The organism is Nocardioides euryhalodurans (assembly GCF_004564375.1).
Lineage (GTDB): Bacteria > Actinomycetota > Actinomycetes > Propionibacteriales > Nocardioidaceae > Nocardioides > Nocardioides euryhalodurans.
The window spans coordinates 737,858-751,454 of the sequence record NZ_CP038267.1 but is presented as its reverse complement, the minus strand read 5'-3'; the positions used below and the strand labels follow the sequence as shown (position 1 = coordinate 751,454).

The following is a 13,597-nucleotide window of genomic DNA, read 5'->3' as shown; positions in this document are numbered from 1 at the left end:
CACGCATGCGAACCTCCCGTCCCGCCGCCCTGATCGGCGGCCTCTCCCTCGTGGCCGGCGGCCTCTCGGCCGCCCTCATCGCCACGCCCGCCGCCGCCGTACCCGGCGCAGGCTCAGCCGTGTTCGTCAACGAGATCCACTACGACAACGACGGCACCGACGCCGGCGAGTTCATCGAGATCGCGAACCCCGCCGGCGCCGATCTGACCGGCTGGAGCGTCGTGCTCTACAACGGCAGCAACGGCGCGACGTACGACACCGACGCCCTCAGCGGCACCGGCCAGGTCCAGGCGCTGACCTACGCCGCCAACGGGATCCAGAACGGCTCTCCGGACGCCGTGGCGCTGGTAGATGCGGCGGGCAGCGTCGTGCAGCTCCTCTCCTACGAAGGCACCCTGACCGCGACCAACGGACCCGCGGCCGGCCAGACCAGCACCGACATCGGGCTCAGCGAGGCGGGCTCGGAGCCGCTCGGCCAGTCCCTGCAGCTGACCGGCACCGGGGCGACGTACGGCGACTTCACGTGGACCGGGCCCGCTGACGACAGCCCCGGGACAGCGAACACGGGTCAGACGTTCACCGGTGGCGGTGGGCCGGCCCAGCCGGTCGCCGACTGCGGTGACGGCCCCCTCGCCGTCGACACCGACGCGAGCGGGTCCCGCGAGGTCTCCGCCGTCGACGCCGACAGCCGGATCGTCACGGCCGAGATCACCTCCGACGCGGTCCAGGGCATCTCCCTGGACGGATTCACCGCCTCCGCCGCCGACGGCGAGCCGGCGACCGCCACGCTGAACGTCGCCGACACCACGCCGGACGGCACCTACGAGGTGGACATCGAGCTCACCACCGACGACGACCCGGCTCAGACCGCCACCTGCAGCGTCACCGTCGTGGTCAGCGACCAGGACGCGGTCACCCCGATCAGCACCATCCAGGGGGACGGTGACGCCTCGACGCTCGTCGGCGAGCGTGTGAACGTCGAGGCGGTCGTGACCTCGGTGATCACCGCCAACGACGTCACCGACGGCTTCTTCCTCCAGGAGGAGGACGCCGACGCCGACACCGACCCGGCTACCTCCGAGGGCATCTACGTCTTCTGCCGGAACGCCTGCCCGGATGACCTCGCGGCGGGTGACCGTTACCGGGTCTCCGGCGAGGTCGCGGAGTTCAACACCACCACCCAGGTCGCAGCAGCCTTCGGCGACGGGAGCTTCGAGCTCCTCGAGTCCGGTGCGCCCCTGCCGACCGCGGCGGTCGTGGAGCTCCCGGCGGACGCCTCGACCGAGGACCCCACGACGTTCGAGGACGTCGAGGGCATGCGGACGACGATCTCGACCACGCTGGCCGTGAGCGAGTACTTCAACCAGGCCCGGTTCGGCGAGATCGTGCTGACGGCCGAGGAGCGGCCCTACCAGTTCACGCAGCTGAACGAGCCCAGCGAGGCCGGGTACGCCGCCCACCTCGCCGACGTGGCGACCCGACAGATCATCCTGGACGACGACAGCAACAGCCAGAACGCGGCGACCTCCGGCCCCGAGAACAACGAGCCGTACTACTACCCGACCCCGGGCCTGAGCACCGGCAACTTCTTCCGGGGTGGCGACACCATCACGGAGCTCACCGGCGTCTTCGAGTACGCCTTCGGTGCGTGGAAGGTGCGTCCGGTCGCCGGCGCTGACTACACGTTCGAGAGCGCCAACCCACGGCCGGCCGGCCCCGACGAGGTCGGCGGACGGATCCAGGTCGCGTCGTTCAACGTGCTCAACTACTTCACGAGCATCGACGACGGCGCCGACACCTGCGGCCCCGCGGCCGACCAGGAGTGCCGCGGCGCGGACTCCCAGGCCGAGCTGGACAACCAGCGCGCCAAGATCGTGGACGCGCTCGCCCGGATCGACGCCGAGGTGGTGGGTCTGATCGAGATCCAGAACGACGGCGACGACGCCTCCGTGGCCGACCTGGTCGCGGCCCTGAACGAGCGGGAGGGAGCCGGCACCTACGCCTACGTCGCCACCGGTTTCATCGGGACGGACGCGATCAAGCAGGCCTTCATCTACCAGCCTGCTGCCGTGCAGCCGGTCGGCGACTTCGACCTGCTGACCAGTGCCGACGACCCGCGCTTCGACGACGAGAGCAACCGGCCGGCCCTGATCCAGACCTTCGAGGAGGTCGAGACCGACGAGCGCCTCACGATCGCGGTCAACCACCTCAAGAGCAAGGGCTCGGGTTGCGGGGCGGGCGACGACTCGCCGCTGGACGGGTCGGGCAACTGCGACGGCACCCGCACCGCGGCGGCGCAGGCACTGGTCGACCACCTCGCGAGCGACCCCACCGGCAGCGGTGACCCGGACACCCTCATCATCGGCGACCTGAACTCCTACGCCATGGAGCGGCCGATCAGCACCTTGCGCGAGGCCGGCTACACCGACCTCCTGCAGCGGTTCGAGGGCGACGACGCCTACGGCTACCTGTTCGACGGACAGCTCGGCACGCTCGACCACGGGCTGGCCACCGCCACCCTCGACGAGCAGGTCACCGGCGCCGGCGGCTGGAAGATCAACGCCGACGAGAACCCGCTGTTCGACTACAACGACACCGTGCACGACACGGCGGGCGAGCCGGACTTCGAGCGCAAGTCGACTGCCCTGCCGCTCTTCGAGCCGAACGCCTTCCGGTCCAGCGACCACGACCCGGTGGTCATCGGGCTCGACCTCGGCGACCCGCGCGAGACGGTGCAGATGGACATCGACCTGAGGCCGGGCAAGGTCGAGGTCGGCAAGACCCGCCCGCGGCTCGTGGTCGAGGTCGAGGACGACGACGACCGCCGCCAGGTCGTCTCGGGAGTGGTCCAGGTCTCCTTCGAGGACGAGGTCCGCACCGAGACGTTGCAGCGGGGCAAGGCGCTGTTCGAGCTCGGGACCTTCGACACGCCGGGTGAGGTGGTGGTGACCGTCGAGTACCTCGGGAGCCAGACGCACGCCCCGAGCACCGAGACCTTCACCTTCGAGGTCCGCGAGGGCAAGAACCGCGGCAGCGACTGAGCCTCAGAGCTGGTGCAGGCGCAGAGCCGCCTGCACCAGCGCGAGGTGGCTGAACGCCTGCGGGAAGTTCCCCGCCATCCGCTGCCCGGCGACGTCGTACTCCTCCGCGAGGAGGCCGACGTCGTTGGGCAGCTCGCACAACCGGGTCATCAGGGCGTGGGCGTCGTCGGTCCGCCCGGCGGCGGCGTACGCCGAGACCATCCAGAAGGAGCACGCCAGGAACGGGTGCTCGTCGCCGGCGAGCCCGTCGACCCCGGTCTCGGTCCGGTAGCGGAGCAGGAACCCGTCGCGGACCAGGTCCTCCTCGATCGCGCGGATCGTCCCCAGCACCCGTTCGTCGTCGCCCGGGAGGAACCCCACCAACGGGATCATCAGCAGGCTGGCGTCGACCTCGGTCGTGTCGTAGTGCTGGGTGAAGGTGCCGCGCGCCGGGTCGAAGCCCTTCTCGAGCACCTCCTCGCGCACCTGGTCGCGCAGCTCCCGCCAGCGCTCCACCGGCCCCTCGTGACCGTGCACCTCGACCGCGCGCACCGCGCGGTCGAAGGCGACCCACACCATCACGCGGGAGTGGGTGAAGTGGCGCTGCGGCCCGCGGATCTCCCAGAGGCCGTGGTCGGGCTCCTGCCAGTGCTCGGCGAGCTCCTCGACCAGCGCGCGCTGCAGCGACCAGGTGTGGCGGTCCTCGTGGATGCCGGCCGCCCGGGCCTCGTCGAGGGCGACCATCACCTCGCCGAGGACGTCGGCCTGCCGCTGCCCGGCCGCGCCGTTGCCGATCCGGACCGGACGGCTGTCCGCATAGCCCGGCAGGTGGTCGAGGGTGCGCTCGGCGAGGTCACGGCTGCCGTCGACCGCGTACATGATCTGGAGGTCGCCGGGGTCACCCGCCACCGCCCGCAGCAGCCAGCCGCGCCACTCGCGGGCCTCCTCGGTGAACCCCGCCGCAAGCAGCGACTCCAGGGTGAGGGCGGCGTCGCGGAGCCAGCAGTAGCGGTAGTCCCAGTTGCGCTCGCCGCCGAAGTCCTCGGGCAGGCTGGTCGTGGGCGCCGCGACGATCCCGCCGGTCTCGACCAGCGTCATCATCCGGAGCGTGACCAGGCTGCGGATCACGTGGTCGGCGTACGGGAGGTCGTCGCTGCAGAGCGAGGCCCACTCCTCCTGCTCGACCCGGGTGGCCTCGATCCGCTCGTCCCAGCCGATCGGCTCGGGCAGCCCTCGCCACGACTCGTGCCACGTCGTCGCAAAGGTGAGCTGCTCCCCCTCGGAGACGTCGAACTCGTCCTGGTGGCGCCCGTCGACCGCGTGCGGGAGCCGCGGCCCGCGCAGCATCAGCTGGTCGGGGCCGGCGACGGCCACGATGACCTCCACGCCGGCGAGCCGGCGGCGGGTCACCCAGGGCCGGACCTTCCCGTAGTCGCACCGGACGATCCACTCGTGACGCATCCTGACGGTGCCGGAGACGCCCGTGACCCGGCGTACGACGTCGGCGCGGCCGTCGCCGGTCGGCATCACGTCGAGCAGCGTCACGCTGCCGGTGTCGGTCGTGAACGTCGTCTCGAGCAGGCTCGTGCGACCGACGTAGCGGCGCGTCACCCGCGCCTCGTCCCGCGGCCCCAGCAGCCAGCGTCCGTTGGTCTCGTCGCCGAGCAGCGCGGCGAAGCACGCGGGGGAGTCGAAGCGCGGCAGGCACAGCCAGTCGATCGACCCGTCCTTGCCCACCAGGGCGGCGGTGTGCCGGTCGCCGACCAGCGCGTAGTCCTCGATCGGCAACGGCATGCGCTCCATCATGACCTACGGTCGGTGACATGGACCTGCCACTGCTGCTCGACACCCTGGCCGGGCGAGGAGACACGCTCGCCACGGCCGAGTCGCTCACCGGGGGTCGGCTGGCGGCGCTGGTGACAGGGGTGCCGGGTGCCTCGCGCGTCTACCTCGGCGGGATCGTCGCCTACGCCACGGAGGTCAAGCAGGGGCTGCTCGGTGTCCCGGAGGAGCTGGTGGCGCAGCACGGCGTCGTCTCCGCGGCCTGCGCCCGTGCCATGGCCGAGGGCGTGCGCGCCGGCCTCGGGTCGACCTGGGCAGTGGCCACGACCGGGGTGGCCGGGCCCGACGAGCAGGAGGGCAAGCCGGTCGGGACGGTGTACGTCGGCCTCGCCGGCCCGGACGGGAGCACGGTCACCGCGCTGGAGCTGGTCGGGGACCGCGCGGCGATCCAGGAGCGGACCTGCCGCGAAGCCGTGTCGGCTCTTCGCGCAAGACTGCACGGGGAAGAACCTGCCCTCGGGTAGCGTTGGGCCCCACAGGTCCGACGGGTCAGGAAGGGAGACGCTCATGGTGCTGTTCCGGCGACTGCTCGGCGACGTGCTGCGCGCCAAGCGGATGCAGCGGGGCATGACGCTGCGCGAGGTCTCCGCCGAGGCCCGGGTCTCGCTGGGCTACATCTCCGAGATCGAGCGCGGCCAGAAGGAAGCCTCCTCCGAGCTGCTGGCCTCGCTGTGCGCGGCGCTCGACGTGCCGCTCTCCGAGATCCTCCACGACGTCTCGTCGCTGGTCGCGCTCGAGGAGACCGCCACGCTCACCACGACGAGCGGACCCGAGGTCGTCGCCTCCGCGGCCTGACCCGGTCCGGCTCAGCGACGCGGCTGGCACGAGGGGCACCAGTACGACGCCCGCTCCTGCCCGGGCTCGCCCCGCATCGCGACCTCCACGGTGGTGCCGCACCGCAGGCAGGGCTGCTGGTCGCGCCGGTAGACCCACATCCGACGTCCCTGCCTCAGGTCGCCGGTGGTGGTCTGCTGGGACCGGTCCTTGTTGAGGTCCAGCATCTGCTGCGCGCGGCGGACCAGGCGCGTCAGGTCGGCCACCTCGCCCACCGGCGTCGTGGGGTGGAGCCCGGCCACGAAGCACAGCTCGGCCATGTACATGTTGCCGATGCCGGCGAGCATGGTCTGGTCGAGCAGCGCCTCGGACAGCGGGCGGTCGGGGTCGGTCTGCAGCCGGCGTACGGCCTCGGCCTCGTCCCAGTCAGGGCCGAGCAGGTCGGGGCCGAGGTGGCCGACCACCTCGTGCTCGTGCTCGCGTGGGAGGAGCTCGACGATGCCGAGCGAGAAGCCGACGGCGATCCGGTCGGCGGTCGTCAGCACCACGCGCGCCGTGTGGGGCGGCCGCCGCCACCGCTGGCCGGGGAAGTAGCTCTGCCACGACCCCTCCATCTTGAGGTGCGTGTGGAGCGTCCACGGCCGGGAGGCGTCGATGCGCGTCAGCAGGTGCTTGCCGCGCGACCAGGTGCCGAGCACCCGGCCGCCGGTGAGGTCGGTGGTGGCGAGCTGCGGCACCCGGAAGTCACTGCTGCGCAGCTCGTGGCCGGCGAGCGTCCGGTCGAGCAACCGCGCCGCGCGGAAGACGGTGTCGCCCTCAGGCACGGAGCCTCAACCCCCGGGGCGTCGCGACGAAGCCGGCCGCCGCCAGAGCCTCGCGCAGCGGCGTCTGGCCGGAGCCGAGCAGCTGGGCGCCGTCGGCCTTCTCGACCGTCAGCCGGCCGAGCTGTCCACGCCGGGCGGCGGTGGCGAGCGCCTCGGTCGCCGGCGTGAGCAGGTCGGTGTCGTCGGTCCAGGTGAGGAGGGTGCGGCCGCCGCGCTCGACGTAGAGGGTGAGGTCGCCGTCGACCAGGACCACCATCGCGCCCGCCTTGCGCCCTGGCCGGTGTCCCTCGCCCTCCGGCCACGGCAACGCGGCGCCGAACGGGTTGGCGGGGTCGGTGGCGGCCAGCGCGGTCGCGACCGGCTTGTCGTCGGGTCGGGTGTCGGCGTACGTGCGGAGCCGGTCGACCGACCCGGCGGTGCCGAACTGTGCGGCCCCGAGACCCTCGACGAAGTAGCCGCGCCGGCAGCGCCCGGAGTCCTCGAAGGCGGAGAGCACCTTGTAGACGGCTGCGAAGCCCCCCGGGGTGCCCTCGCTCTGCACCGCGCCGCGGGTGACGACGCCGTGGCGGTCGAGGAGCCGCTCGGCGGCCGCGTGGGCTCGACGCGTCGGGTCGGTGTCGAGATCGGGGAGCAGCGCCCAGCGCCCGGCGGTGTGGGGTGGTCCGCTGCGGAGCACGCGGGGGCCGGGCCGGCGCGACTTGTGGCTGCCGCGGCCGGTGCTGACAAGCGAACGGAGCGGGGCGAGGGTGTCGTTGCCCACCCGTCCCGCCCAGACGAGGTCCCAGAGCGCGCCGGCGAGGGCGGCGTCGGTGGGGTGGCCGACCGCCTGCCCGAGCTGGCGGAAGAACCACGCCCCGCCGGGCGCCAGCGCGTCGAGCACCGCCTGGTGGAGCTCGGAGTGCTCGAACGGCGTGTGGTCGGGCAGCGTCAGCGGCGCCTGGTCGGCGAGGTGGAGTGAGACCCAGCCGTCGGTTCCGGGGAGCGCACCGTGGCCGGCCCACAGGACCTCGCCGGTGCTGGTGAGCTCGTCGAGGTACGACGGCTCGTAGTCGGCCACCCGCGAGCCGAGCACCAGCGGCTCCAGGGCGCTCGCGGGGACCGGGCAGCCGGCGAGCTGGCTGATCACGGTCAGCACGCCGTCGACGCCGCGGGGACCACCGCCGCGCTGGGTCGAACCTGACGGGACCACGTGCTGCCACGACCCGAGGAACCGGGCCAGGGCCTGCGGCTCGACCGGCTCGATCTCCTGGCGGAGCCGGGCCAGCGACCGGCGCCGCAGCCGGCGCAGCACCTCGGCGTCGCACCACTCCGTGCCGGAGCCGGCAGGTCGGAACTCGCCGTCGAGGACGCGGCCCTGGGCGGCCAGCCGCTCGAGCGTGTGGCGGACGACGGCCACGCCCAGGCCGAGCCGGGCGGCGACCTGCTCGGTGGTGAACGGCCCGTGGGTGCGTGCGAAGCGCGAGACCAGGTCGGCGAGCGGGTCCTCGACCGGGTCGGCGAAGACCTCGGGGGTGCCCGGCGGGACCGGGACGCCGAGCCCGTCGCGCAGCCTGCCGACGTCCTCGACGACCGCCCAGCGCTCCACGCCGGCGACGCGCACCTCGACGATCCGCCGGGTGTCGGCGAGGCTGGCCAGCCAGCCGCTGACGTCGGCACCGTCCACGGCGCGCTCGCGGACCTCCTCGGTGGAGAGAGGGCCGATGGTCCTCACCAGGTCGACGCCGCCCTCGGCGTCCCTGGCTCGGCGGTCGGGGGCCACGCGCTGCAGCTCCGCCTCGACCTCGGCCAGCACCTCCGGGTCGAGCAGCTCGCGCAGCTCGGCGCGGCCGAGCAGCTCGGCGAGCAGGCCCTGGTCGAGGCTGAGCGCGGCGGCGCGACGCTCCGCCAGCGGTGAGTCGCCCTCGTAGACGAACTGGGCGACGTAGCCGAACAGCAGGCTCCGGGCGTACGGCGACGGCTGCGTCGTGGCCACGTCGACGACCGCGACCTCGCGCCGGTCGACCCGGCGCATCAGGCCGACCAGCCCCGGCAGGTCGTAGACGTCCTGGAGGCACTCGCGGACCGCCTCGAGCACGATCGGGAACGAGGGGTAGCGGGCAGCGACCTCGAGCAGCTGGGCCGACCGCTGCCGCTGCTGCCACAGTGGGGAGCGGCGTCCGGGGTCGCGGCGGGGGAGGAGCAGCGCCCGCGCGGCGCACTCGCGGAAGCGGCTCGCGAAGAGCGCGCTCCCACCGACCTCGGTCGTGACGATCTCCTCGATCTCGTCGGGCTCGAAGGCCACGATCTCGCCGGTGGGTGCCTCGGCGTCCGTGTCCGGGATCCGCACCACGATGCCGTCGTCGGAGGCGACCGCCTGGCCGTCGATGCCGTAGCGCTCACGGAGCCGGGCGTTGATCGCCAGCGCCCAGGGCGCGTGGACGGGCGTGCCGTAGGGGGAGTGGACCACCAGCCGCCAGTCGCCCAGCTCGTCGCGGAACCGCTCCACGAGGACGGTCTGGTCGCTGGGGAGGGTGCGGGTCGCCTCGACCTGCTCGGTGAGGTAGGTGACGAGGTTGCTGGCGGCGTACGCGTCGAGGCCGGAGGCGCGGGCGGTGCGCTCGGCCTCGGCCGGCGGCATCGCGGCGAGCTCCCGGGTGAAGGCGCCCACGGCCTGGCCGAGCTCGGCGGGCCGGCCGAGCGCGTCCCCCTTCCAGAACGGCAGCCGGCCCGGGATGCCGGGCGCGGGGGTGACGATGACGCGGTCGTGGGTGATGTCCTCGATCCGCCAGCTGGTCGCGCCGAGCGCGAACACGTCGCCGACGCGCGACTCGTAGACCATCTCCTCGTCGAGCTCGCCCACCCGGCGGCCGGTGCCCTCACCCACGAGGTAGACGCCGAAGAGGCCGCGGTCGGGGATGGTGCCGCCGCTGGTGACGGCCAGTCGCTGGGCGCCGGGGCGGCCGGTGAGCCGACCCGTCACGCGGTCCCAGACGATCCGGGGTCGGAGCTCGGCGAACTCGTCGGAGGGGTAGCGCCCGCTCAGCAGGTCGAGCGTGGCGTCGAAGGCGCTCCGGGGGAGCTGTGCGAACGGTGCGCTGCGGCGGACGAGCGCGTGGAGCTCGTCGACGTCCCAGGCGTCGATCGCCACGGCGGCCACGACCTGCTGGGCGAGGACGTCGAGCGGGTTGGCCGGGATCCGCAGGCTCTCGATGGCACCCTCGCGCATCCGGTCGACGGCGACCGCGGTCTGCGCGAGGTCTCCGCGGTGCTTGGGGAAGAGCACCCCGCGGCTGGTCTCGCCCACCTGGTGGCCGGCGCGGCCGACCCGCTGCAGGGCGCTGGCCACGCTCGGGGGCGACTCGATCTGGACGACGAGGTCGACGGCGCCCATGTCGATGCCGAGCTCGAGGCTGCTGGTGGCGACCACGGCCGGCAGCCGTCCGCGCTTGAGGTCGTCCTCGATGAGGGCGCGCTGCTCCTTGGAGACCGAGCCGTGGTGGGCCATCGCGAGCACCGTGGGCGCGCCGTCGGAGCGGCCCGACTGCGCCATGACCTCGGCCGGCGGGGCGCCGTCGTCGCCGGTGTCGACGCCGGCCCGGTCGGCGGCGATCTCGTTGAGCCGGGCGGTGAGCCGCTCGGCGAGCCGCCGGCTGTTGGCGAAGACGATGGTCGAGCGGTGCTGCTCGATCAGGTCGGCGACGTGCTCCTCGACGTGGGGCCAGATCGACTGGCTCCGGCCCGGGTCGCCGTCGGTCTCGTCGTAGTCCTCGGGTGCGGTCATGTCCTCGACCGGGACGACCACCCGCAGGTCCCACGCCTTCTCGCTGGGCGGCGACACGATCTCGACGGGAGCCTGGCCGCCGAGGAAGCGGGCCACCTCCTCGTGGGGACGCACCGTCGCGCTGAGCCCGATCCGCTGCGCCGGCCGGTCGAGCAGCGCGTCGAGCCGCTCGAGGCTGAGGGCGAGGTGGGCGCCGCGCTTGGTCCCGGCCACCGCGTGGACCTCGTCCACGATCACGGTCTCCACGCCGCGCAGCGACTCACGCGCCTGGCTGGTGAGCATCAGGAAGAGCGACTCGGGCGTGGTGATGAGGATGTCGGGCGGGGTGGTCGTGAGGCGCCGCCTGTCGGCCGCGCTGGTGTCCCCGCTGCGGAGCCCGACCGTCACCTCGGGCAGGGAGGTGCCGAGCCGCTCGGCGGTGTGGCGGATCCCCGTGAGTGGCGCCCGCAGGTTGCGCTCCACGTCCACGGCGAGCGCCTTGAGGGGTGAGACGTAGAGGACCCGGCAGCGTCGCCGCTTCTCGGGCGGGTCGCTGGTGAGCAGGCGGTCGAGCGACCAGAGGAAGGCACTCAGCGTCTTGCCCGACCCGGTCGGAGCGACGACGAGGGCGTGGCGTCCACCGCTGATCGCCTCCCACGCACCGGCCTGGGCGGCGGTGGGCTGCGCGAAGGCTGCCCCGAACCACTCGCGGGTCGGTGCGCTGAAGCGCTCGAGCGGGTCCACCGGGACATCCTTGCACCGCCGGGTGACACGTGCCCCGGCACAAACCCGGTGGCAGGGCGGCTCGGGGGGGCCGACAGACTGTGCCGGTGCGATTCCCCGACGACGTCCCCACCCTGACCGACGGCACCGTGACGCTGCGAGCCCACGCCGTGCCCGACCTGCCCCGGATCGTCGAGCAGTGCCGCGATCCCGAGTCGATCGCGTGGACGACCGTGCCCACGCCGTACGACGAGCAGGACGCCCGTGACTGGATCGGGACCGTGGTCCCGGCCGGCTGGGAGGGCGACTCGACGTACTGCTTCGCGATCGAGCACGACGGCTGCTTCGCCGGTTCGGTGGACCTGCGGATGAAGGGCGGGGGAGAGGGCGAGCTCGGCTTCGGGCTCCACCCGGACGCCCGCGGCGACGGGCTGATGCGGCGCGCGCTCATGCTGCTGCTGGACTGGGGTTTCGAGCGTCACGGTCTCGCCGTCGTGCAGTGGCGGGCGTTCACGGGCAACTGGGCCTCGCGCCGGACCGTGTGGGGGCTCGGGTTCTCCTTCGGCCCCACCGTCCCGCAGCTGCTGCCGCACCGCGGTGAGCGCCGCGACGCCTGGACGGGCTGGATCGGTGCCGCCGACGCACGTGAGCCGGTCGAGCCGTGGCTGGTGCCCCCGGTGCTCGAGGCGGACGGGGTGCGGCTGCGGGCGTGGTGCGAGACCGATGGGCCGGGCCTGGTCGAGGCGGCGAACGACCCGACCGTGCGGCAGTGGATCCCCGACTCCCCGTTGCCCCGGGAGCCCGGCGAGGTGCCCGGCTACCTGCTCCGGGTCCACCAGGCTGCCGCCACCAACGCGCGCATGGCGTGGTGCGTCGCCGATGCCGAGAGCGACGCACCCCTCGGCAACGTGGCGCTCTTCGAGTTCGAGGAGGACGGCGACGACCTCACCGCGCAGGTCGGCTACTGGTCGCTGCCGGCCGGGCGGGGACGCGGTGCGATGACCACGGCCTTGCGGACGGCGACCGACTGGGCGCTGCGTCGTCGCGGGGACGGCGGCTTCGGCGCCCGGCGGCTCTACCTGCTCACCTCGCCCCGCAACCTGCCGTCCCGGGCGCTGGCCGAGCGCGCCGGCTTCACCCACGTCGGGACCGAGCGGGGCTCCGGACCGCTCGCCGGCGGCGGGTACGAGGACAGCGCTCTCTACGACAGGCTGCGCGACGCTCCGGAGGGGTGACCGCAGTTCCGCCGTCCTGGGGGTGACAATCCACCATGACCGGGACCTGGGAGCTCGTCGGCGGCGACGTGACCATCGTCGACGACCTCGTGCTGAGGCCCGCGCGACCCTGGACGGCCACCGTCCACGCCCTGCTCGCCCACCTGTGCGCCGAGGGCCTGGACTGCGTCCCCGAACCGGTCGGCATCCGCGACGGGGTGGAGGCGCTGACCTGGGTGCCCGGCGACGCGGGCCCCGAGGCCTGGCGCCACCACGTGGACCTCGACGGGCTGCGGTCGGCCGCCGCACTGCTGCGCCGCATCCACGACGCCACCGAGGGGTTCGTCCCGCCCGAGGGTGCCGACTGGGCGTTCCCGCCCGTGCCCGGCGCCACGGTCGTCACCCACGGCGACCCCGGGCCCTGGAACTTCGTCTGGCGGGAGGGCGTCGCCGTCGCCCTCATCGACTGGGACTACGCCTCACCCGCGCCCGCGATGGACGACGTGGCGTACGCCCTCGAGACCTTCGCTCCCTTCCGGCCCGACGAGGAGGCGATGGAGTCGCACGGGTTCGTCTCGCCCCCCGACCGCGCCGAGCGGGCCCGCGCGTTCTCCGAGGCGTACGGCCTCGGTGGCACCGCGGGGCTCGTCGACCGGGTGGCCGGCCGGCAGGAGGTCACGGTCGACCGGATCGCCGCGCTCGCCGAGCGCGGGCTGGAACCCTGGGCGGCCTGGGTGCGCGCGGGCTACCTCGACGAGCTGCGGGGTCGGGTGCGCTGGACGCGGGGGCACCGGCAGCTGCTGGAGTGACCTCGCGTCAGGCGGGGCGGTTCGGGTCCTGGTAGGGCGGCGGGTAGCCGTAGTCGTAGCCGTGTCCGGGAGCGGGCGGGTGGCCCTGAGGCGTGTCGTACGGCCCGGGCTGCGGGTCGTGCGGCGAGGGTCCGTAGCGGTTGGGGCCGGGGGTGCTGGGCAGGCACATCAGCACGACGGTCGTGACGAGGGCACCGAGGCCGAGCACGATGTCCAGGCCGAACAGGGCCACCCACGCCTCACTGCGGCCGAGCACGGCGATCAGGCCGGCGAACATCAGGAGGATCGCCAGCACGATCGGGACGACGGTGGCCAGCAGCCACCACGCGGACCTGCCGGAGTCGTGGAGCCGTCGCACCGTGACGGCCAGCGACGGCAGGAGGAGCGCCAGGGAGGCCAGGTTGCTGAGCGAGTCCGTCCCCAGGGCCGATTCGAGGATCCCGGTCACGATGCTGACGAGGATCGTGAAGAGGTAGAACCACCAGTACTCCGAGCGGCTGGCGCGGCCGCGCCAGATGACGTACTGCCTCAACGAGCTCTGCACTGCGTCTGGGAACGACATCGGACTCCTCGAGAAGACTGGCCAGGCCCCCGTGGCCGCAGCGGCGGGAACCGTAGCAACGGGAGGGGCGCGCGGTCCGGGAGTTCGGGG

General features: G+C 73.5%; 9 protein-coding genes. 5 read left to right on the top strand and 4 right to left on the bottom strand.

From position 1 onward, the window contains the following. The first annotated feature begins 5 nt into the window (after positions 1–5). Positions 6–3,041: an ExeM/NucH family extracellular endonuclease gene (locus tag EXE57_RS03580; RefSeq protein ID WP_135074071.1), complete on the top strand. Its 3,036-nt coding sequence runs from the start codon at positions 6–8 to the stop codon at positions 3,039–3,041. 3 nt (positions 3,042–3,044) lie between these two features. Here EXE57_RS03580 and EXE57_RS03575 read toward each other — a convergent pair whose 3' ends face one another. Next, the gene (locus EXE57_RS03575; protein ID WP_135074069.1) at positions 3,045–4,814 is read right to left on the bottom strand and encodes a glycoside hydrolase family 15 protein; all 1,770 of its coding nucleotides are present in this window, start codon (positions 4,812–4,814) and stop codon (positions 3,045–3,047) included. 29 nt (positions 4,815–4,843) lie between these two features. Here EXE57_RS03575 and EXE57_RS03570 point away from each other — a divergent pair, with 29 nt between their 5' ends. Further along, complete coding sequence (locus EXE57_RS03570; RefSeq protein WP_135074067.1) at positions 4,844–5,326, top strand: CinA family protein; 483 nt, start codon at positions 4,844–4,846, stop codon at positions 5,324–5,326. Positions 5,327–5,369: 43 nt separating this feature from the next. Beyond that, positions 5,370–5,657 carry a helix-turn-helix domain-containing protein gene (locus tag EXE57_RS03565; RefSeq protein WP_135074065.1) on the top strand — a complete coding sequence of 96 codons (288 nt, stop codon included), beginning with the start codon at positions 5,370–5,372 and terminating at the stop codon, positions 5,655–5,657. A gap of 11 nt (positions 5,658–5,668) precedes the next feature. Here the strand turns inward: EXE57_RS03565 and EXE57_RS03560 are convergent, their stop codons facing one another. Both EXE57_RS03560 and EXE57_RS03555 read right to left on the bottom strand, forming a co-directional pair. After that, complete coding sequence (locus tag EXE57_RS03560; protein ID WP_135074063.1) at positions 5,669–6,460, bottom strand: Fpg/Nei family DNA glycosylase; 792 nt, start codon at positions 6,458–6,460, stop codon at positions 5,669–5,671. Then, a complete protein-coding gene (locus EXE57_RS03555; protein WP_135074061.1) occupies positions 6,453–10,943 on the bottom strand; it encodes an ATP-dependent helicase in 4,491 nt (1,496 codons plus the stop codon). Before EXE57_RS03555 ends, EXE57_RS03560 begins: the two co-directional genes overlap by 8 nt. 86 nt (positions 10,944–11,029) lie before the next feature. Between EXE57_RS03555 and EXE57_RS03550 the strand changes: the two genes are divergently transcribed. Next, positions 11,030–12,157, top strand: coding sequence for a GNAT family N-acetyltransferase (locus EXE57_RS03550; protein WP_167305805.1), 1,128 nt, complete (start codon positions 11,030–11,032; stop codon positions 12,155–12,157). Positions 12,158–12,192: 35 nt separating this feature from the next. Beyond that, positions 12,193–12,945, top strand: coding sequence for a phosphotransferase (locus tag EXE57_RS03545; protein WP_135074057.1), 753 nt, complete (start codon positions 12,193–12,195; stop codon positions 12,943–12,945). 7 nt (positions 12,946–12,952) lie between these two features. Here the strand turns inward: EXE57_RS03545 and EXE57_RS03540 are convergent, their stop codons facing one another. Beyond that, positions 12,953–13,507: a DUF805 domain-containing protein gene (locus EXE57_RS03540; protein ID WP_135074055.1), complete on the bottom strand. Its 555-nt coding sequence runs from the start codon at positions 13,505–13,507 to the stop codon at positions 12,953–12,955. Between the last annotated feature and the right edge of the window lie 90 nt (positions 13,508–13,597).